The organism is Streptomyces sp. NPDC052020, from assembly GCF_040680575.1.
Lineage (GTDB): Bacteria > Actinomycetota > Actinomycetes > Streptomycetales > Streptomycetaceae > Streptomyces.
The window spans coordinates 260,430-280,858 of sequence record NZ_JBFAWY010000007.1 but is presented as its reverse complement, the minus strand read 5'-3'; the positions used below and the strand labels follow the sequence as shown (position 1 = coordinate 280,858).

Below are 20,429 nucleotides of genomic sequence, written 5' to 3'. Positions count from 1 at the left end.
GGGAGAACTCGTGACCGACTATTTCAAGACCGACACCGAAGAGCTGGGGCGCTTCCGGACGACGCTGGAGAACGCCAAGGCCGAACTCGACAACGTCCGCAAGTGGCTGCAGGATGTGTCCGCCGACGGCGTCGGCACCAAGGAACTGGACGCCGCGTGCGCCGAGTTCCACGAGCACTGGAAGTACGGCTCGGAGCAGATCGCCGAGCTGACCGGCAAGTTCGCGGAGAGCGTGAACCAGAGCAAGGCCAATTACGAAGAGGTCGACAAGGCGCTCGAGGAAGGCTTCCGCAAGGCGGCGGCGCAGGGAGGCGGAAAGTGACGGCGAACCCCTATCCGCACCTGGGTTTCAACCCGGCACCGGGCAGTGTCTCGGTCGTCTCGGATCTGACGGCCAAGCTGCGGAAGTCGGCGCAGACCATCGCCGACGCGCACAAGATGATCGAGAACCTGCGCTCGGGGAGCTCCTGGGAGGGGGACGCGGCGGTCGCCTTCCGCGAGCAGCTCGACGGTGCCCTGCCGACGAACCTGAAGAACGCCCACACCTCCATCACCAAGGCCGCCGCGGCGCTCACCGACTGGCAGCAGGCGCTCGACGGCTACCAGGACCGGGCCAGGACCCTCAACGGTCAGGCCAAGGAGGCCAAGGACCAGATCGAGGCGGCGGAGGGCCGTGAGAAGTCGGCCTCCGCCAACCCCGACCTCAAGCTCGCGGGCAAGACGTTCACCGACGACGCGGCACTGAAGGACGCCCAGTCCCGGCTGGACAGGGCGACCGAGGAGCTCAACAAGGCGCGGGAGGCGGTGAACAACGCCAAGACCGCGTACAACGACGTCATCAAGCGCGCGAAGGAGCTGGAGGAGGACCACTCCACCGACGCCCGCGGCAAGGCCCGCGTCCTGCGGGACTCCACGGACAAGCTGGCGCCCGAGGAGCCGAACTGGTTCGAGAAGAGCATGGACTGGGTCGGGGAGAACCTGACTGACGTCCTCGGCGCGGTGGCGGCGATCGCGGGTCTCGCGGCCCTGTTCTTCGCCGTGCCGGTAGGGCCCGTCCTGCTGCTGGTGGCGGCGGCGGCCAGCGCGGCCACGTTGATCAGCCGCTTGTCGAATCCGGTGGTGCGGGCCTCACTCAAGGACGGTTTCACCAAGGGAGAGTTCGACGCCGACTTCTGGAACAACGCGGTGGGCGTGGTCGGCGACACCCTCGGCGTGGTCCCGGGCGTCGGCGCCGTGGCCCGCGGCGTCAACGGCGCCGTACGGTCGGCGAACGCCGGCGCGGAGGCGCTGACCCTCGGGCAGAAGCTCAGCAGCGCGGGCGGCAAGACCTGGCTGGCCGCGCAACGGATCCACGCCGCCGAGAACCCACTGACCACCTGGTTGGTGAAGGGCACGGCCAACCCGTCCGCGTGGGGCAAGGCCATCGACGGCTCGGTGGCCGGAGCCGGTGCGCTCACCGGCACGTACGGCGTGGCCAAGAACCTCTGGGACGACATCAAGCACCCCGGGGCGGAGAACACCGCCACCGGTATGGACGGCTTCCGCGCCGGCAGTTTCGACGGAGCCGGCCACGGCGCCACCGCCCTGAAGACCATGAAGATCCTGTTCGGCGCAGCGCACTGAAGGGCTTGAACTCTTGATCGACGCCGAGGACGCGTACGAGTACGCCATCGACGAGTCGGCCATGGAGCGCAACTGCGACATGTGGTTCGCGCTGCCGCCCGGCTACGTGGAGGTCCCCTTCCGTGACCTCTTCGCCAGTCCGGATTCTCCCGAGGGCGCTCGGGTGGTGGAAGCGGTCACCTCGCTTCTGGAGCTGGTACCGCAAGAGAAGCAGGCCGGCTTCCTGGCACAGCTGGCCCAGGCCCGGGGGCTGACCCTGGAGATGCAGCGGGAAGGCGTGGTGAGCTTCTCCATCGGCGCCCACGAGGCGGACGACGGCACCATGCTGGAATCGGTCGTCACCCTCGCCCGCCGCGAGATCCCGTGGACCCCGCCGAAGCTGGCGGCGGTACGGGCGGCGACAGCCCGCAGAAACGCGGTGCCGGTCGCCGTGGCGAACCTGCCTTGCGGGCCCGGTGCGTTCACGGAGGCCGTGGTGGAGCTTCCCGCGGAGGCCGACGCCCAGCGGCGTTCCCTGTACGAGGCGGCCGCGTACCTGCCTTTCCCGGACGGGCGGAACCTCGCCATCCTCACGCTGACCACCACGGCCGTGGACGCTCGCGAGCACTACCGTGACATCCATCGCGGGATGGCGGAGATGGTGAGCTTCGACAATCCGCTTCCCGAGGAGTTCAAGGCCCAGATTCCCGAGTCCGAGGTCGAAGCGTCCGTACGCGCAGTCTTCGGCTGACCCCATGGAGTGCATCCAGTGGACGTTCCCCTGACGAAGACGGCTTACGAGGATCCGGCCACCCGGGCGGCCTGGCGGCGCACCGCCGCGTCCCGGCTGTGCGCCTTCCTGCTGTCGCTCGCTTCCTTCGTGGTCTGGCTGTACGTGGTGCTGCTGACGCCGGTGTGGGCCCTGTGGGTGCTCATGCCGACCTTGTTCATGCTGATCTACGTGGCCATGCTGACCACCATCAAGGTCTCGGGGCTTCTGTCGCTGCGCCGGGTCCTGCGGGTCTACCCGTGGCAGTCGTTCCCGGAAGCCGCCTCGACGGCCAAGAACGGCACCACCCGGTTCTCCTTCCCCGATCCCGAGCATCCGGCGGGCAAGCGCGTGTCGGTCACGTATGGCAACTGGCTGGGCAGCGGGTACACCTTCTGGATCCGGAAGGTGAGGTCGGGCGAGGTCGGCGAGGTCTGGTTCGCGGGCGACCCGCGCTTCCTGGGCGTCGTCGCCGTGCCGGGACCACGTCGTCTGGTCCAGGTGGCCCAGCGCGAGGCCGTCGACAGCCAGATGTCGGCCCGCAAGCGCGGCGTCAGTCCTGAGGCGCGGGAGCGGGCCCGGGCGGCGGGTGCGCGGGTCGGCTGAGGGCGTGCACGAGCCGTACGGCCCGACGGCGGTGGGGAGAGCTCCGGTACGGCAGCGCCGGCGGCCCGGGCCTTGGCCCGGTCGTACCCGCGCAGCCTCCTGCCGTGAATCCCGATCGTGGTTTCGGACGCGGGCCACTGGTGCGGGGCCGGAGCGGGGACGTGCCCCTGCCGTCCGGGAGCGTGCGGCTGGTGCGGTGTCCGCCCCTGCTCCCGGCCCTGTGCTGGCCCTTGGCGACTGCTGCGATGCATGGCCACCCCCGTGTGATCGTTGATCGACGATGCCGAACGGCAGAATCTCAGAGATCAGCCGGGCGTGCCCGGGAGCGGGGACCGACAGCCTTAGTGATGCCGGTGCTCTCGGCCTGCTGGACGCGGGCCTTACCGGCGTTCTCCCGCTCTTCGGCTGCCGGAGCCCAGGTCGCCGGCTGCATGTAGAGCACCTCGCCCGTGCCCGGCACGATGGCCGCGGCGGCGTTGCGCGGAGGACGCGGCAGTCGCTGCCGCCGCGTCGCGTCACTCAGCGTCGTACGGACACGGTGAAGGTGTAGTAGCGGGCCCGGCCGGCCTGGTCGGAGTTGGTGGACGTCGCGCCGGGTCTGGGGGACGCCGACTCGCCCTTGCCCACACATGTGCCCACCGGGCAGTGCAGGACGCGGATCTCGGTGGTTCCCGGCCCCACCGCCTTGAAATCGAAGTACTGGGTGCCGTCACCTCCGCCCACGAGATCCGATCCCTCGTAGTCCTCGCGGTCGCCCTCGCCGCGGACGACTTTCGCGTCGGGACGCGGAGTGACGCGGTACCACCACTCCCCCTGGGCCGGATGCATGGGGAGGGAGAGGGTGAACTCCTCCCCGACCTCGGCCTCGATGGTGCGCCGGTCGGTCCCGTATTCCTGGGGCCCGGTGGCGGCGCCGCAGGCCGCCAGGCCGCCGACCGCGCCGAGCACGAGCAGGGACGGGAGGAGACGGGCGGGGCCCCGCCGCGAGCAGATCTTGCCGGTCATCGGATGCCTTCCTCGGTCACTTCGGAACGTGGACGGCGAAGGCGTTGGGCAACCGCTCGTCGGACGCCTTGTCCATGCGGCCGTTGACGAAGTCGTCCTCGCTGACCCAGGTGGTGTGCCCCCAGGGGTTGTACACCTGGAGCATGTCGCCCTCCTGGCCGATGATCATCATCTGGTGGCCGACCCGGTCGCCGTTCTCGTCCTTGCCCTCGACCTCGACGGGAACCGGCTTCCCGTCCGCGACCGCCCTCTCGATGTCGGGCAGGACGTCCCTCCGGGCGTCCGCGCCCTCGCGGATCTCGCGGTACTCGTACTCGGCGCCGGTATGAGGGCTGATCTCGGCGTTGGCGACCTCGTTCTGGCCGTCGCTGTCCATGCCGTCCGGGGCTCCCCACCAGAAGCCGGAGTCGTAGCTGCCGTCCCCCTCCTCGTGGACCCGCATCAGCTCGTCGTCGAGCCGGGCGCGGAAGGCGGTGCCGTCGTCCTCCTGGCCGGAGGACCCGCCGGTGAGTTCCAGGGCGTAGACGGGGTCGACCATGGCGCGCGCGCCGATCGTGGAGCCGGGCACGCAGGTGTTGCCCTTCTGGGACCAGTTCTGCCCGTTGTACGTGAGGATGCCCCTATGTTGCGTCAAGCGGCAGAAGGCAAGGCGGCGAGGGCCGAGGCTGGCTGGATGTGACGGTAGATTTCGCGGGCGACATAGCGCTTGAGGCAGCGGATGATTTCGCGTTTCGACATGCCTTCTTTTGTGCGTCGTTCGAGGTAGAGACGTGTACGGGCATCTCGGCGAAGACGGGTCACGATGATGCGGTAGAGGGCGGCGTTGGCCTGCCGGTTGCCTCCGCGGTTCAGCCTCCGACGCTGAGTCTTCCCGGAAGACTGCTCGACCGGGCTGACACCACACAGGGCGGCGAACGATGCTTCGCTGGACAAACGCTCCGGATTGTCGCCAGCAGCGATCAGCAGGGCAGCTGCACTGTCGGGCCCGACGCCGATGACGTCCAGGAGCTGCGGATGGCAACGACGGACAGCTGCGGTGATCCGGCGTGCGAGCTCCTTCACCTCGACTGTCAGCTGCTGAATGCGCTGGGCCAGAAGCCGGAGCGTGAAGACGGCCGCGTCGCCAGCATCGGGAAGGTTGGCGCACCTGTCGATCAGTGCCGTGTTGGTGAGCTTGGAGAGCGCCTCGCGCAGCACGGGATCGACTCCGAGGAGTACGGCCTTGAGCTGGTTCTTCGCCTGTGTGCGGGCCTTGACGGCAGACTCCTTCGCCAGCCGCAGCACGCGCATGTCGGCCGCCGGCCCTTCACCGGTCTTGGGCGTGACGTCAGCGCGTCCGGACAGCACGGCACGGGCAGCAGCCTCTGCATCGACGGCGTCGCTCTTGCCGTGCTTGCGGCGGATGGCGCGGTCGGGCTGGTTGACCTCGACGACCTGGACGCTCTCCCGGCTCAGGAAGCGTGCGAGGGCCGCTCCGTAGGATCCGGTGCATTCCACACCGGCTCGGTGCAGGGTGCCGAAAGAGCTTGCCCAGGACAGGAGTTGGCGGTATCCGGCGCCGGTGGCCGGGAACTCCTGGTGGGCCAGGAACGCTCCGAGCACGGTGATCACGGCGGCGACATGCACGTCCTTGTGGGTGTCCACTCCCAGGATCACATCTTCCACCAGCGGTTCTTCCGGCTGTGCGGGCAGAGTCGGCTGGGGCATGCTGGTGATGGTCACGCGGCTCCTTCATCGGCACGGGGCTGTGGCCGACGTCGGGCCGGTGGGCGGTCAGAACTGTGACGGTGCCTTGTGCGGCAAGGCCCCTATCGGGACACGCTCGCCGGTCCGACGGCAGCAAGCACTGCCCGGGACCACAGGCCGACAGATCCTCAACAAGGCAACCTGGGCCAGTTGTCCCACGGGTCAGACCCTGGCCCCGGACGATGCCCCATCAGTCTCACAGTTGTCCCAGGCGCCGGGCCGGTTCTTGCTGTCGGCCTCGGTGACCGCCGGTGAGAGGTGCCGCCGCAGCCACGCCTCGTCGTCACCGTGCGGATGGATCTTCTGGCGGAACTCCCGGACCGCGTCCATGTCGTAGCCGGCGGCGACGGTCTTCATCAGGTAGGCCCGTTCCTCCGGCGACTTGGAGTCCTTGAGCATCCGTTCCAGCTCGGCGCGGTCCTCGGGGCTCATCTTGTTCATGAACGCGGCGGAGCGTTCGAGGTCGCCCGCGCTGAGGATCTCGTTGTACTCACGGTCCGGGCCCGACTCGCCGACGCTGCTGGTGTCGGCCAGCATCAGTTTGTCCGCCGCCGTGAGCCCTCTCGCCGCCAGCTTTCCGGAACGGGCCTGCGAGGCCCACCGGTTGAGCTCGCCCGCCGCCTTGCGCGCGGCGTCATCGGCTATCACCGCCGCCTGGTGACGCCGCTCGACACCTTCGGCGGCCTGTGTCCGGGCCCGCTGTACGGCGGCGTCCTCCTCGTCGCTGTCCCACATGCCATCGAAGAAGCCGTCCTCACCACCCAGTGAGCTCAGCGCCTCGCGGAGCACCTCGCACCCCACCCGGTCACGCTGCCGGGCGTCCTCGACACCGTCGGCCAGCGCGGTGAGCGCCTTGGCGCTCCCTTCGAACGCCTCACGCATCTGATCGGCGGCCCGCCGCGCGGCGGCGACCACGTCCGAGGCCGCGACCTGGGTCGTCCCGGTCCACACCTCGGGCAGCCCGGACGCCGCCTTGCCGATGCGTCCCGCCGCCTCGTCCACCGCGCTGACGGCCTGCTTGAACTGCCGGGACGCCGCGTCGATCGCGCCGGGATCGCCCACCGGCGCCTTCACGTCCAGCGCCTTCCTGATCGCCTCGATGAGGCTGTTCTTGTCGTCGGCGCCCTGGACGCCGCCCTTCAGGCCGGCCAGCTCGGAACGCCGTGACGTCGTGGACTCCCCCGCCATGTCCGGGTTCCTTTCCTGTCCTTGTGGGCGTGGTGCAGATGTAGGGGCGGGGTGACGCGGGTGCCGTCCGCGCGTGGTGTGTCTAGCGCCGCGCGGCGGACGTACGGTGCCGCAGGGCGAGGATCTCGGCGACGGCCTCGAACCAGCGTGCGACGGTTTCGTCGTCGTCCGTGTCCGCGGCGACGGAGGCGGCGCTCGCCAGCCACTCCTGGGCGGTCCTGGACGCGTCCTCACCCGGGAACGGCTCCTCCAGCCCGGCCGCGTACCGGACGCCGCCGCTGCGGACGATCCCGGCCACGAACGCCACCGCTCGCGGCTGGACCCCCAGCCGGTCCAGGGTGACGGCCGCGGCGACGGCTCCCTCACCGAACAGGGTGGGGCGCTGGGCGGCGCCCGCCCCGATGCCGTGGCGGAGAAGGGCGGGCAGGTGGAGGTGCAGGATCTGCTCTTCGGTGCTCATCGGGAAGAACCTCGCGTCTCAGCCGAACGGTGACGGGTCGGACGCGGGGGCGGCCGGCACGCCGGCTGGACGTCCGGTCACCGCCGCGGCCCCGTGGACCCGCCCGGCGGCGAAGTCCTCCGCGGAACCGTAGTCGTTGCCGGTCACGCGCAGCTTGTTCGCGATCTCCTCGAGGGCGGAGCGCAGTACGTCGGCCTCGTCGTGCCACGCGGTGACGCACCGCTCGAACGCCGGGCCCGAGTCCTCGCCCCCGTAGACGTCGTAGACGGAGCACTGCTCGCCGGGCATCCGCGACGCGGCCGTTCCGATGTCGCCGGCCGCGGCGTCCAGGTGCCGGATGTTGTGCTGATACCCGCTCGAGTCAACCGAATAGGTCGACACATGGCCCCCGTATCTCCTGCGCGCGCACTGGCACGCGGTGCCTGCTTGGCGTGACCCTATCAAGGCGCGAGGCCGACAGGTGATCTTGGGAGGAAGGCCGCCCTGCCGGGAAGAGCTTCCGCCCCCGGGCGGCGCCGGGGCCATTCGAGCGACTGGTACCGGGGGCCCGCACGGACGGCCGGGGTCGCTCCTCGGCGGCCTCGCGGCGACCCAGACCACCCGGTTTACGGTCAAGAAGATCTTCAACGGTCTGGAGACCGGGGGCACGGCATCCCCGATGAGCAGATCTCACGTACGCCACTGGACCGACAGAGCGCGAACGGTGGGAAAGCAGGGGGGGCAGGCCGTTGGCGAGGTCGGCGTGCCGCTCATCGCATCACGCTCGCCAGTCCCCCGAAGCCTTGTCCGACAGCTACTGCTGCGGCGGCCACTGGCCGCGAGGCGGCGTGGGCTGCTGCTGGTACGGATTCTGCTGTGCCGAGACCTGCCGCCCGTACGGGTTCTGCTGCTGACCGTACGGGGCATAGCCGGCGGGGCGGCCCGGGCCACCGCCGTTGCTCCGGTTCCGCCTGGCCCGTTTCACGATCAGGAACACACTCAGGCAGATGACGGCAAGACCCACGACCCCGATCACGGCCCAGATGATGATCGCCTTCCGGTCGGCCTTCTCCTGCTCCTCGTCGGACATACCGAGCTCGGGGGCGGCAGCTTTCACCTTCAGGGAATCAGGAACCGTGAGCGGACCGTACTTCGAGCCGACCGGGATTTCCTTTTCCAAGGCGGCAAGTGGCTGGATGATGCCGTAGCCATACCTCTCATCAGGGAGAGACAGCCCCTTCTCCGCTTCGGGCATCGCTGCTGTCTTCACGAGGCGGTTTGCAATCTGCCCGGCCGTCAAGTCAGGGAATTTCGATCGGAGGAGGGCAGCTGCTGCCGCAGTGTAGGCAGCCGCATTCGAGGTGCCAGAACCTGCACTATACCCATTCCCGAAGCCGTTTGCGGAAACAATGTGGGCCCCGGGAGCCGACAACATCACAGAGCTCCCCGAGTTCGACCCTTCCCAGATGAGCCCGTCATTTTTTACGGCGGCTACGCCAAGTGCACCTGGCGAAGCCGCTGGATAGCATTTTCTTGCATCGCCGTCATTTCCAGCGCCACCGACAACCAGTACGTCGCGACTCAAAGCATAAGCAACAGCATCCGATACCTTGTCCACCTCTTCCTGGGATGTGGAATCAAAGCATTGCGAGACATTGATCACCGATGCGCCATTATCAACCGCATACCGAATAGCAACATCAGTTCCCGGCCCGTCAGTCCCGAATTCCCGGATCGGTAGAATCTTTGCCTCTGGCGCCAAGCCGATAACGCCATCGTTCGCACCATGGCCATGGGCAGCAATGATCGCTGCCATCGCCGTGCCATGATTGTCACTTGGCTCTGGAGCTGTACTGCCTCCGTCCATGAAGTCCTTACCTTCAAGGACATTACCTTGAAGGTCAGCGTGATCACCGTTCACCCCGTCATCGATGACAGCGACCGTGACACCGCTTCCCTTGGAAAGCTTCCATACGGATTCTGCATTGAGCGCCTCCAGCGCCCACTGGTCTTCTCTAACCTGGTCTGCAGACGCATGTGGGGCCGAGGCAAGCAACAGCACACCAGCCAATACACCGCAGCCTGCTGTGCGAAGTACCCGCTTCAAGCCCATCCGTGTGTCCTCTCTCAGGTTGGTGCGGGGATACGTCCGGGAGAGCGCATCCCCGCACCTTCCTACCAACTGCGGCGTGGCCGCGCGGCCTACTCCTCGATGACTCGAGGTGCCACGTTACGTTGCGGCGTCCAGGTCTCCTCGTCCTCGACCAGGTAGTCGGGGCGCTCGCCTTCACGCTGCTCCTGGTCCTTGGGACGACCAGTGCGCGCACCGGGAGCACCTGCGATACCGCCCCGGTGAACTGCGCCGGCTCCACGTCCTGCAGCACCGCGGCTGCTGTGCAGACCCGAGCCACCCGCAGTGCCCCGGCCCGCACCCGCACCCGCACCCGCACCCGCCCTGGGCGTGCCACCAATTACGCCGCCGCTCTGGCGAGCCATCCCTCCGGCACGCGCGGCACCGCCCTTGCTGGCTGCTGCACCTGCAGCGCCACCCACACCTCCAGCACCTGGGCGGCCCACCATGCCGCCGCGAGCTGTGCCTGCACCTCCGCCGGCCATGCCGCCACTCACACGACCGACCGAGCCCCGGCGAGCAGTACCCGGGACTCCGCCAGGCGCACCGGCAACGAGCCCCGGACTGGTGACCGCACCACCGGGCCCAGCTGATCCAGTACTGACCGGGCTCCCGCCACCGGTCGGCGGCGTACCAGGACGTCCGCCGGAGATGCCGTCGATCGCCGTGCCCACATTGTGCGTCGGCACAGGCGGCTTGTGCGCACCACCCGTGACCCCTGAAGGCGGGGCCACAGGCTTCGACGGACTGATGGTGCTCACCTGGGCAGGCCGGGCCGCACCCGGAGACACACTCCGTGGGCTTTGCGGTGTGCGAGCCGTCGGCATGACTACAGGTGTACGCGCCGAGCGTGTACTTCGTCTTCTGCCCGAACTCCTCCATGACGGTGTTGAGGTACTTCACGACGTCCGGAGCGTTGGCGAGTTTGTTCGCCTCGTCGAAACCGGTCCCGAGCGCACCTGCTGGAAGGTAGGTGTTGGTCTCCGCGTCGGTATCCGCCTTCCCGACGCCGCTGAGCAGTCGGTTCAGCGCGGTCACAGTCTTCTCGAGCTCGTCGAAGTCGACGCTAATTTATTCAGCCATACTCAACTCCCCGTTGCTGCCCACGCCCTGCTTGCGCCGCCAGTCGCTCAGGACCCGTTCGCCCCCGAACAGCAGGAGCACCACGGCGGCGCCGGTCGCCAGTTACGTACAGGGCGTACCGTTCCATCCGTTCCTGGCGGGACTCGCCGAGGACCAGGATCGCGGCCTGGACGTCGGCGGAGTCGCCCGCGGGACCGGTCGGTTCGGGTGTCGCCCACGCACCGCACCTACCGGATTTCTACGTCACTCCCGACGGCTACTGCTGTGGCGGCCACTGGCCGTGCGGCGGCGTGGACTGCTGCTGATACGGGTTCTGCTGAGGCGAAACAGACTGCTGGTAGGGATTCTGCTGAGGCGAGACCGACTGCTGGCCGTACGGCGGATAGCCGACCGGGCCGCCAGACCCACCCGTCCTGTTCTTGTTACGCCGGGACAGCTTGACGATCAGGAACACGATGAGCCCGACCACGGCCAAAGCGATGAAACCGAGAACAACGAAGAAGATCAACTGCTTCTGGTCTGACTCTTCGTTCTCCGCGGCATAGTCGGTGTCGGACTTGCCGGCACTCGGAGCAGCGGAGGAACCCTCGGTACCCGGGGCCCTGAGCGGGCCGTACTTGGAACCTGTGGGGATATCCTCCGTCAGTGCAGCGAGCGGACGGATAGCCCCGTAGCCGTACTTTTCATCAGGGAGGGCGAGACCTTTCGCAGATTCAGGCAGGACGGCAGTCTTCACCAGGCGATTCGCGATTTGTCCAGCCGTAAGGTCAGGAAACTTGGACCGAAGCAAGGCCGCAGCTGCTGACACATAAGCAGTGGAGTCGGAGGTTCCGTCGCTGATGCGAAGTTTGTTCCCCGGCCACCCTGCGCTCACAATACGAGTAGCGGGGGCGGTCAGCAATACCTCGGGACCGTAGTTGGACCCCTCCCAGAAATTGCCAGTCTTGTCGACTCCACCGACAGCTACAACACCTGGACTATTTGCAGGGAATGGAAGATCGCCATCCTTCCCATCGTTTCCCGCACCCGCCACGATCAGGACATCTTTGTCAAGGGCATAGGCGATGGCTTCAAGGTCTTCCGCCGAAGCGCTATCCTTGTATTGTGAACTCTGGAGGATCATTGAAATATTGATGATCGAAGCTCCGTTATCCACAGCATAGCGAATCTCGTCCGCGAACCCAGAGTTCCCTTCAAGGTTCACACGGATGGGGAGAATCTTGGCTTCAGGAGCCAACCCCATTACCCCATCAGCCAGACCCGGACCATGTCCGTGTCCTGCGATGACTGAGGCCATACCCGTGCCGTGAGAAGGCTGCTCCTCCGTACTGTCAGGCGAGGCATCCTCGTCACCGTCGATGAAGTCCTTGCCCTTGAGGACGTTGTTCCTCAGGTCGACATGCTCGGCATTGACGCCCGTGTCGATCACGGCAACCGTGACGCCTTCACCCTTCGAGATCTTCCAGGCGGATTCGGCCTGCAGTGTCTCGAGTGCCCACTGATCACGTCTGGTCTGGTCGGCAGAAGCGGCAGGAGCTGTCGCCATGATCAGCGCACCAGTCAGTGCCGTGGCGCCCAGTGCACACATCGTTCGCCTGAAGGCCATTCCGTCGTCCCTCTCCCGTTACCGAACGTGGGCGTGGCCCGAAAGCCACGCCCACGCATCCTGCCACGTGCTGGTGAGCACCCAGCGTCAGCGACTATTCGATGACTCGCGGCGCTGCGTTGGTCTGCGGAGTCCAGGTCTCCTCGTCCTCGACGAGGTAGTCGGGCCGCTCGCCCTCACGACGCTCTTCGTCCTGAGGACGACCAGTCCGTGCCCCAGGAGCACCCACCATGCCGCCCTTACGGACGGCGCCGGCTCCGCCCGCGGCCCCACGGCTGCGGTGCAGGCCCGTGCCACCGGCGGTGCCCCTGCCCCCAGCGGCGCCGGCCCCAGCTCTCGGAGTACCGCCCACGACGCCACCGGCGCGCGCTGCTCCACCCTTGGTCGCGCCCCCGGCAGCACCCGCGCCCGCCGCCCCACGGCCAACCATGCCACCGGCACCGGCACCGGCAGCCCCACGACCAACCATGCCGCCGGCACCGGCACCAGTAGCCCCACGGCCGGCCATGCCGCCGACGCCCGCGCGGCCGCCACCGGCTCCCACCACCGCGCCAGGCACGACGCCTCCGGTGCTGCCGCCGACCACGCCGCCGCCGGCAGGGCCACCGTTGGCCGTGCTGGGACCGCCGACCGTCGGGGCTCCGGTGCGTCCGCCCGTCACGCCGTCAATCGCAGTGCTCACCTGCGGCTGCGGCGCAGCCGGCTTGTGCGCCCCGCCGGTGATGCCTGAGGGCGGGGCAACGGGCTTCGAGGGGTTGATGGTGCCGACCTGGCCACCACGAGCACTGCCCCCCGTGGCCCCCTGCGGCCCCCGCACGTTCCCGGTCGGTACAACTACTGCGGCAGGCGGGATGCCGCCAGGATCGCCTGGATAGTTTTCCCCGTCTTCGACGCCCCCGGTACGCTTCCACGACCCCATCTCCATGGCCCGCCTGTTATAGGCAGCCCCCAGGATTTCCATCTGCTCAGCCATCTTGAGCTGGGCTTCGCGCCCCGCCGACAGGCTGCCCTCGTGCTTGGCCAGGGCTTCCGACGAGTTGGCCCCGCCCTTCAGAGCAGAGTCCGCGCCCGAAGCGTCCCGGTCGCCGAGATCGCCGATGAAGTCACCCACACTCGACAGCTTGCTCGGCTTCTCCATCGCCAGGACGATGGGCTTGATCTTGGCGAGAGTCTCGGCAGCGCCTTCGAGGGACTGCGACGCGTAGTGGGCGTACTTGGCGCTGTCAGTGATCTTCTGGCCGACAATCCGCGCCCGTTCTCTGAACAGGTCCGCGCTCTTGCCTTCCCAGTGGGCCAGCACGTGCTCGACGGCGGCGTCGAAGGTCTCCTTGATCCCGCCGCTTCCGACGAGGTCCTTGCCGAGGGCCGCCCACCCCTGCGCAACCTTCTTCACGGTGCCCGGGTCTGCGTCTCGGACCATGTCCTTCATCTGGTCCATGTTGTAGTTCAGACCGAACTGTGTGGTGTGCTCGCCCACGAAGCACTGATTTGCCTCGACATACTCGAAGTTGTCGATGCCCTTTTCGCCCACGGTTACATCCCCCTCATTTCCACGCAGCAGAACACCCTGTCACTTCCTGTTGAAGGCGGCGTAGTTCTGCGCCTCCGCGTCGGCGAACGCGTCGTGCGTCCTCTTCGTCTTCTGTCCGAAGTCGTCGAGCACCGATTCCAGATGGGCGACGATCTCGTAGAGGCGTTCCTTCATCTGCTCGTGGGCGCTGTACAACGCCTCGGCCTCTCGGAAGTTCTTGCCCAGCGCTCCGGCCGGCAAGTAGGTGGTGTTCTTGCAGTTCGAAGCCGACGTCCCCATGTCCTTCAGAACACGGTTCAGCTTCGTGATGGTGCCCTCGATCTCGCTCAGATCGACCTTGTACTGCTCAGCCATACTCAACTCCCCGTTGATTCCACGTTGCTGCCCACGCCCTGCTTGCGCCGCCAGTCGCTCAGGACCCGTCCGCCCCCGAACAGCAGGAGCACCACGGCGGCGCCGGTCGCCAGTACGTACAGGGCGTACCGTTCCATCCGTTCCTGGCGGGACTCGCCGAGGACCAGGGTCGCGGCCTGGACGTCGGCGGAGTCGCCCGCCGGGCCGATCGGGTCGGGTGTCGGGCCCTTCTCGGAGGGTTCCGTGGTGTCCTCGTTGACCGCGGCGGCCGGGTCGACGACCCCCCAGCCCACGAAGTCGTCGCGGCCCGGCTTGGTCCGGTCCGCCGTCTGCTCGATCTGGGTGATGACCTGCTGGTAGGTCCAGTCGGGGTGCTTGGCGCGGATCAGGGCCGCGACGCCCGAGACGTACGGGGCCGCGAAACTGGTGCCCTGATCCACGCAGTGGCCGCCCGCGGGGACCGTCGAGATCATGTCGATGCCGGGCGCCGCGACGCCCACGAACTCGCCGGACTGGGAGAAGGGGGCGCGGGCGTTGTTGCGGTCGGAGGCCGCGACCGCGAGGACGCCCGGGTACGCCGCGGGGTAGGTCTTCTTGATCTTGCCGTCGGCACCGTTGTTGCCGGCCGCGGCGACGATCAGGGCGTCCTTGTCCTGGGCGTACTTGATGACCTGCTGGAAGGCGGCGTGGACCGTCGGGTCCATCTTGGACGCGGTGTCCTGTGAGATGTTGATGACGTCGGCGCCGGCGTCGGCCGCGTACTTGATGGCCTGGATCATCGTGCCGACGTTGCCGGTGCCCTGGTCGTCGTTCTGACGGATCGGGATGATCGTCGCTTCGGGGGCGATGCCGATGAAGCCGCTCTCGTCGGACTCACGGGCGGCGATGATGCCCGCTACCTTGGTGCCGTGGCCGACCTCGTCGGTCTTGCCGTCGCCGCCCTTGGACAAGAAGTCCTTGCCGTTGACGACGGCCGTCCTCAGCTGCGGGTTCACGGCGTCGACGCCGGTGTCGATGACGGCGACCTTGATGCCCTTGCCCCGGGTGTCCTGCCACAGCTGGTCGAGGACGACGCGCTGCAGGGACCACGGGGTTCCCTTGATGGGGTCGGACGGGAACGAGCAGCTGGTGTCGTCGATCTGGAACCGCACGTCGTTGTCGGCCAGGGTGGTCCGCACGCGCTCCGCGGCGGCGGCCGGCACGGCACCCGCGAAGGGCAGCCCACAGGCGAGGACCGCCAGGGCGGCGGTGCCTGCGGCGCTCCGTCGCGCGACGCGCGATGCCCCGGATCCCACTGTCTTACGTCCTCCCGTTTCGTTCTGCGCGGGCCGTGCGGGACCGGTGGCGAACCGGATATTCCGCATGTCCCGCCAACCGCCAATGGGGGCGAGCACGCCGTCGCGCGCCCGCCCCCATCAAGCGATCACGTCAGCCGCCCCAGATCGAGGCGTTCTTCTGCTCGGTGGCCTGGTAGTTCTGAGCGGCGCTGTCGAGGGCCTTGGCGATGGCCTCGAGCGTCTGCTGCATGGAGTTGGCACGCTGGTCCCACTCGGCCTGCTTGGCGCGGTAGGCCTCCTGCGCCTGGCCTTCCCAGCTGGTGGCGATCTTCGCAACGCCGGCCTCGAGCTCGTCCAGCTGACGGCGAATGTTGTTCGCGGTCGAGCGGACGTCCTGGGCGGCCTGGGAGATCGTCTGGAAATTGACGAGGATCTGCCCGGACATGTCTGTGTCTCCTCAGTGGTGTCGATGGTCGGTCACGGCCGTGCGCCGAGGCGCACGGGGCCGATCATCCGAACGGGGACTGGGCAGCGATGCTCTGGATGGACGCGCGCTGCTCCTCTTCCGAAGCCGCGTAAGCCTTGGTGCTCTGGTCGATCGCTTCCTTGATGTCGTTCAAGATCTGGTTGATCTTGTTCGCATCCTGGTTGACCTGCGACTGCAGGTTGTTGTACGCGGTGGCCGCCGAGCCTTTCCAGCCGCCCGTGATCGTGTCGATCACGGTCTGCAGGCGACGGATCTCGGACTGAATCGAGGAGTTGACCGAGGAGATGCGACCGCTGAACGCGATCATCTCCTCCTCGGTCATGGTGAACTGCTGTCCAGCCATGCTGTGTCCCCCATGAGACGTAGATGTTCTGGGTAGATCCATACTCGGAACGCCACGCCTCGCGGCGACGGTCGTATCCAATTCTGGTCCGGCCCCACTCTAGTGGTATCCGCCGACAGAACGAACATCGGAAAAGGCTCCGTAGCAGGATCGCGATGAAGCTAACCCAGCTTGTTCACAAGTCAGTTGGGACGGTTCGCGAGCCGTGCCGGACCGGGGCTCAGGAGCCCTGCGCCTGCTGCGCGTTGCCGCTGCTGAGTTCCGGGCCCGCGGCGAGCAGATCGGCCCAGGCCGCCGGCACCGAGACCGGGCGGATCTTGTCGTAACCGAGCCTGACCTGCGCGGTGTTGGTCTGCTGCTGCCCGTCGGCCTTCTCGCCACCGGTCACCTGGCTGTCGTTGCGCGCGGGGACCGAGTAGCGCAGGCCGGTGTCGGTGACCAGATAGACGTTGCCGCCGCCGGCGCTGGTGCCCGTCAGCCGCTTGAACAGCAGCCCGCTGCCGGGGGAGACGTAGGTGCTCGAACCGCTCTGCGAGACGTCCTTGGGGTACTCCCGGCCGCTCCAGACGGTCATCTGCGGCAGGCCGGTGTACTGGTCCTTCTTGCCGTGCCAGATGCTGCACGAGACCTTGTTGCCGTCGGCCTCCCAGTGCGTGTTGGCCTGGGCCACCGGCTCCTTGGGCCAGTTCATCTCCGACAGCCACTCGCCGTCCGCGGGCTGGATGTCGTTGAAGGTGACCTCCACCGGCTCCGGGTTCTTGGCCCCGTACACGCCATCCACCCAGGTGCTGCGCAGCCACAGCTGGGCCGTGAAGTCGGAGACGGGCTGCACCCGGTCCTTCAGCACGATGTACTTCTGCTTGCCGAGACCGGAGGGCGCCTCCAGGATGAGGCCCACCCTGGACAGGCTGGGGTCGAGGCCCACGACCCGCGCGGGCGCGCCCACGCCGTCACCGAGAGAGGGGAAGTCGACGGCGCCGACCACGTTCAGCGTCCTGACGAACTCCGCGCTGACCTTCTGCGGCGTCACACCGTCACCGAACACGGCGCGCTCCAGCGTCTTCAGCGCCGACTCCGACCGCAGCTTCCAGTCCTTACCGCCCATCAGGTAGGCCCGGCCGTCCGCGGTGACCATGTACCGGGGCCCGGTCCCGCCGGGCGCGGCCGGTCCCTCGATGTACAGGGCCTCGTGCTGGTTGAGCTCCTTGCCGCCCTTGTGGAGCAGGGTGCCGTAGTCGCTCTGGTCCAGCACGTACGTGGCCCGGACGGGCTGGTTGTCCCGGCCCTTGCCCGGGGCCTCGCACAGCGCCCAGATCTTGACCGTCTCGGCGTCCTTAGAAGAGGGGAGCCGGTCCGGCGCGAAGGGGATGCCGACGGTGGCTCCCATCGGGTACTCGCTCTCGTCGAGCACCGACTCCTTGATCTTGATGACCTTCGGGCTCTCGCCCTTCAGCAGCAGCTTGGCGGAGGCGAGGTTGAGAACGGGGTGGAGGCTGGGCTTCTCCTCCCCCTTGGTGCGCACGAGGACATAGCGCGTCGTCGACTCGCTGCCGACGAGGATGTTCTTGCCCTCCTCGTCCCAGCCCTTGGGCGCGGTCGGGCTGAGCATGCCCCACGCGCCGAACCCGATGACCACCAGCGTCGCCAGGCCCAGGCTCGGCAGGACGGTCTTGAAGGGGCGCGGCGCCGCCTCTTCCGAACCGTGCGGGGACGGCTGGAGGAACGCCGCCACCGTGCGCCTGCGCGCGAAGGAGTAGGCGTTCAGCTCATCCCGACGTGTCGCCATCGATGGGTCAACTCCCCGTTTTTTCGCTTTGTTGCCGTGCTCGAAACTCCAGGACCGCCCGGCGCTCAGCGGCGTTTGCTCCCGCAGGGGCCCCTACTATGCCGTGTGACGATCGCACCGTACGGTACGGGGTACCGTGGTGCGCCGCCAGCTCAAGTCGCGGCCAGACAATGCAAAGGGGTTGTACCGGGGGATGAGCACTGCGACCAGGTCCCGGCGCCGGAACGGCAGCCGTCGCACGCGGGAGAGCCAAGGGCAACCGGAACCGGCACAGCGGTCCGCGAACCCCGGTCGTGTGAGCCCCGCCGCCCCGTCGCTCTCCCGGCGTCCCGGCAGCATCGGACCCATCCGCGTCCAGCAGCTCGTCGGCTTCGAACTGGCCGCCGCCGTGGTCCTGATCGGCTGGCTGCTGCGCCCCATCGGCCTCACCGTCGGCATCGTGCTGGCGGTACCGCTGGTCCTGGCGGGTCTGCTGCGCCGGCGCGGCCGCCCGCTGCCCGAGTGGTTCACCACGGCCCGTGCCCTGCGGGACCGCAGGAAGCGCAACGCCGAGCCGGTACCGCCCGGCACGGACCCCGGCTTCGCCCCGGCCGTCGAGTGCGACCCGGCGCTGCGCACCTACGCCTTCCACGACCGTGAGCAGCGCGAGATCGGCATGGTCGGCGACGGGACCTTCCTCACCGCGCTGGTGCAGGTGCAGGCCGCGGACATCCCCCTGCGTCCCGCCCACGGCACCCGGGACATCCCCCTCGATCTGATCCAGGGCCTGCTCGAGGTGGACGACATCCGGCTCGCCTCCGTCCAGGTCGTCCAGCACACCCAGCCCGCGCCGGCCCCGCACCTGCCGCCGCAGGCCATGGCGGTCCGCTCCTACGGGCCGCTCCAGGCGCAGAGCATGACGCCGGGGCTGCGGCTGACGTGGGTCGCGCTCAAGCTCGATCCGGAGCTGTGTCCGGAGGCCGTGGCGGCCCGCGGCGGGGGTATGCAGGGCGCCCGGCGGGCGCTGCTGCGCGTCGCCGACCAGCTGGCCAGCCGCCTGATGGGCGCGGGCCTCCAGGCCAAGGTGCTGAGCGAGTCGGAGGTCGTCGCGGCCATCGCCACCTCCAGCTGCGTCAACCCGCTGGCCACCACGGGCGGCGCCGCGCTCGACGGCAGCCGCTCCACGCGCCGTACCGCCGAGACCTCCCGCGCGTGGCGGTGCGACGACCGCTGGCACACCACGTACTGGATCTCCCGCTGGCCGCAGCTCGGCGGCGCCCCGGCGCTGCCCCAGCTGGTCGGCGCGCTGACCTCCTCCCCCGCCGTCGCCAGCACCTTCTCGCTCACCGTCAGCAAGCGGAGGGGCGAGGTGCTGGCCCTGTCCGGGCATGTGCGTCTCACCGGCCGCGGTGAGAACGGGCTGGACGAGGCGGTCGAGCATCTGGAGCGGGCGGCCTCCGCGTTCAAGATCGGTCTGGTCCGGCTCGATCGTGAGCAGCTGCCCGGAGTTCTGGCCACCCTGCCGCTGGGAGGTACTCGCTGATGTCCGCCCCGACCGCTCCCGCCACCGGCCGCCCCGGCTTCGGCTCCTCGACGCCCGGCTTCCCCGGGCAGCGCCCCGGCCATCTGCCCCGCACCCCCGAACCGGCCCGGCACGGCCCGCAGCGACGCATGCGCCCGGCCTTCGGCCTGCTCGGCCCCCGGCGTGAGCGTCATCTCGTCGACGCCGACGTGTTCTCCCAGCTGACCCTGCCGGTGGGAGACGACGGCCTGGTCCTCGGCATCGACCCCGACAACCAGCCGGCGGTGCTGGGCCTGTGCCGGCCCACCCGGCTGGACGTCGTCCTGGTGGGCGGCACCTGGATCGCCCAGGTCATCGCCCTGCGCGCCGCGGCGATCGGCGCCCGTGTGGCCGTGGAGACGGCACGTCCCCAGCTGTGGTCGCCGATGGCGCAGGCGGCCGGCGGCGGTCAGCAGTGCGTGACGGTGCATCAGGTGGGGCGGATCGCCCCGCAGGGCCCGTCCCCGGCCAGTCCGGTGCTCATCATCCGCGACCTGGGCATCCGCCCGCCGCGCAGCCGCCTGACCACGGCGCCCTGGCAGTCGGTGCTGACCCTGCTCCCCTACCTCGGTCCCACCGCGCCGCGGCTGCTGTCCACCGCCGACGTCGTCGGGGTGCAGCGGATCTCCCCGCAGGAGGCCGACATCGTCGGCAAGGTGATGCGGCTGGGCCGGGACGACATCACGTCCCTGCCGTCCCTCTCCGACAACGTGGCCCTGTGGTGCACGCAGAAGCACCGGCAGTACGTGATGACGCAGCCCACCGACGCGGAGACCGGCCTTCTCGGGGCCCCGCGCCGCATGGACTGAGCCGGCCCCGGCGGACCTCCGCGCAGCGGCGGACGGGGCACGGGGCACGGCGCCCCCGGTGCGTACGGCGGCCGGGCGCGGGAGGTGCTGTGCGGCGCCGCGCGGCCCGTGCCGCCGTTTGGCCCGC

The 20,429-nt window shown here is 68.7% G+C and carries 20 protein-coding genes; 6 read left to right on the top strand and 14 right to left on the bottom strand.

Annotation, left to right across the window (positions count from 1 at the left end; translation table 11 throughout):
- Positions 1-10: 10 nt before the first annotated feature.
- Genes AB0L74_RS10055 through AB0L74_RS10040 form a run of 4 tightly spaced genes read left to right on the top strand, consistent with a single transcriptional unit; the run spans position 11 to position 2,977 of the window.
- Entirely contained in the window at positions 11-322 is a 312-nt protein-coding gene (locus AB0L74_RS10055) for a hypothetical protein (RefSeq protein WP_365648128.1), read from the top strand.
- On the top strand, positions 319-1,623 hold the full coding sequence (locus tag AB0L74_RS10050) for a putative T7SS-secreted protein (protein WP_365648125.1): 1,305 nt from the start codon (positions 319-321) through the stop codon (positions 1,621-1,623). The genes AB0L74_RS10055 and AB0L74_RS10050 overlap by 4 nt, the downstream gene beginning before the upstream one ends.
- A gap of 13 nt (positions 1,624-1,636) precedes the next feature.
- Positions 1,637-2,353 (top strand): hypothetical protein, encoded by a 717-nt coding sequence (locus tag AB0L74_RS10045; protein ID WP_365648122.1) that lies wholly within the window; start codon positions 1,637-1,639, stop codon positions 2,351-2,353.
- Between the two features lie 18 nt (positions 2,354-2,371).
- Complete coding sequence (locus AB0L74_RS10040; protein WP_365648119.1) at positions 2,372-2,977, top strand: hypothetical protein; 606 nt, start codon at positions 2,372-2,374, stop codon at positions 2,975-2,977.
- A 519-nt stretch (positions 2,978-3,496) separates the two neighbouring features.
- On the opposite strand, the gene AB0L74_RS10035 is transcribed toward AB0L74_RS10040, so the two are convergent.
- The 14 genes from AB0L74_RS10035 to eccB form a co-directional block, all read right to left on the bottom strand.
- Entirely contained in the window at positions 3,497-3,982 is a 486-nt protein-coding gene (locus AB0L74_RS10035) for a protease inhibitor I42 family protein (RefSeq protein WP_365648116.1), read from the bottom strand.
- Between the two features lie 16 nt (positions 3,983-3,998).
- A complete protein-coding gene (locus AB0L74_RS10030) occupies positions 3,999-4,616 on the bottom strand; it encodes a hypothetical protein (protein WP_365648113.1) in 618 nt (205 codons plus the stop codon).
- Positions 4,613-5,704 carry an IS110 family transposase gene (locus tag AB0L74_RS10025; RefSeq protein ID WP_365648110.1) on the bottom strand — a complete coding sequence of 364 codons (1,092 nt, stop codon included), beginning with the start codon at positions 5,702-5,704 and terminating at the stop codon, positions 4,613-4,615. Before AB0L74_RS10025 ends, AB0L74_RS10030 begins: the two co-directional genes overlap by 4 nt.
- A gap of 186 nt (positions 5,705-5,890) precedes the next feature.
- Positions 5,891-6,916 carry a WXG100 family type VII secretion target gene (locus AB0L74_RS10020; RefSeq protein WP_365648107.1) on the bottom strand — a complete coding sequence of 342 codons (1,026 nt, stop codon included), beginning with the start codon at positions 6,914-6,916 and terminating at the stop codon, positions 5,891-5,893.
- 82 nt (positions 6,917-6,998) lie between these two features.
- Positions 6,999-7,376, bottom strand: coding sequence for a hypothetical protein (locus AB0L74_RS10015; protein ID WP_365648104.1), 378 nt, complete (start codon positions 7,374-7,376; stop codon positions 6,999-7,001).
- Positions 7,377-7,394: 18 nt separating this feature from the next.
- Positions 7,395-7,757 (bottom strand): type VII secretion target, encoded by a 363-nt coding sequence (locus tag AB0L74_RS10010; protein WP_365648101.1) that lies wholly within the window; start codon positions 7,755-7,757, stop codon positions 7,395-7,397.
- 412 nt (positions 7,758-8,169) lie between these two features.
- Positions 8,170-9,468 carry a type VII secretion-associated serine protease mycosin gene (gene mycP / locus AB0L74_RS10005; RefSeq protein ID WP_365648098.1) on the bottom strand — a complete coding sequence of 433 codons (1,299 nt, stop codon included), beginning with the start codon at positions 9,466-9,468 and terminating at the stop codon, positions 8,170-8,172.
- Positions 9,469-10,825: 1,357 nt separating this feature from the next.
- A complete protein-coding gene (mycP, locus tag AB0L74_RS10000) occupies positions 10,826-12,175 on the bottom strand; it encodes a type VII secretion-associated serine protease mycosin (RefSeq protein WP_365648095.1) in 1,350 nt (449 codons plus the stop codon).
- Positions 12,176-12,269: 94 nt separating this feature from the next.
- Complete coding sequence (locus AB0L74_RS09995) at positions 12,270-13,706, bottom strand: hypothetical protein (RefSeq protein WP_365648092.1); 1,437 nt, start codon at positions 13,704-13,706, stop codon at positions 12,270-12,272.
- Between the two features lie 39 nt (positions 13,707-13,745).
- Positions 13,746-14,060, bottom strand: coding sequence for a hypothetical protein (locus AB0L74_RS09990; RefSeq protein ID WP_365648090.1), 315 nt, complete (start codon positions 14,058-14,060; stop codon positions 13,746-13,748).
- A 2-nt stretch (positions 14,061-14,062) separates the two neighbouring features.
- On the bottom strand, positions 14,063-15,355 hold the full coding sequence (gene mycP / locus AB0L74_RS09985; RefSeq protein ID WP_365648087.1) for a type VII secretion-associated serine protease mycosin: 1,293 nt from the start codon (positions 15,353-15,355) through the stop codon (positions 14,063-14,065).
- Positions 15,356-15,488: 133 nt separating this feature from the next.
- Positions 15,489-15,782 (bottom strand): WXG100 family type VII secretion target, encoded by a 294-nt coding sequence (locus AB0L74_RS09980; RefSeq protein ID WP_029382262.1) that lies wholly within the window; start codon positions 15,780-15,782, stop codon positions 15,489-15,491.
- A gap of 64 nt (positions 15,783-15,846) precedes the next feature.
- Entirely contained in the window at positions 15,847-16,167 is a 321-nt protein-coding gene (locus tag AB0L74_RS09975) for a WXG100 family type VII secretion target (RefSeq protein WP_044384525.1), read from the bottom strand.
- A 220-nt stretch (positions 16,168-16,387) separates the two neighbouring features.
- Positions 16,388-17,953, bottom strand: a complete 1,566-nt coding sequence (gene eccB, locus AB0L74_RS09970) for a type VII secretion protein EccB (protein WP_365648082.1) — start codon at positions 17,951-17,953, stop codon at positions 16,388-16,390.
- A gap of 193 nt (positions 17,954-18,146) precedes the next feature.
- On the opposite strand from eccB, the gene eccE reads away from it, so the two are divergent.
- Together eccE and AB0L74_RS09960 are read left to right on the top strand one after the other, a co-directional pair.
- Complete coding sequence (gene eccE / locus AB0L74_RS09965) at positions 18,147-19,475, top strand: type VII secretion protein EccE (RefSeq protein WP_365648079.1); 1,329 nt, start codon at positions 18,147-18,149, stop codon at positions 19,473-19,475.
- Positions 19,475-20,302, top strand: a complete 828-nt coding sequence (locus tag AB0L74_RS09960) for a hypothetical protein (protein WP_365648076.1) — start codon at positions 19,475-19,477, stop codon at positions 20,300-20,302. Before eccE ends, AB0L74_RS09960 begins: the two co-directional genes overlap by 1 nt.
- Positions 20,303-20,429: the final 127 nt, after the last annotated feature.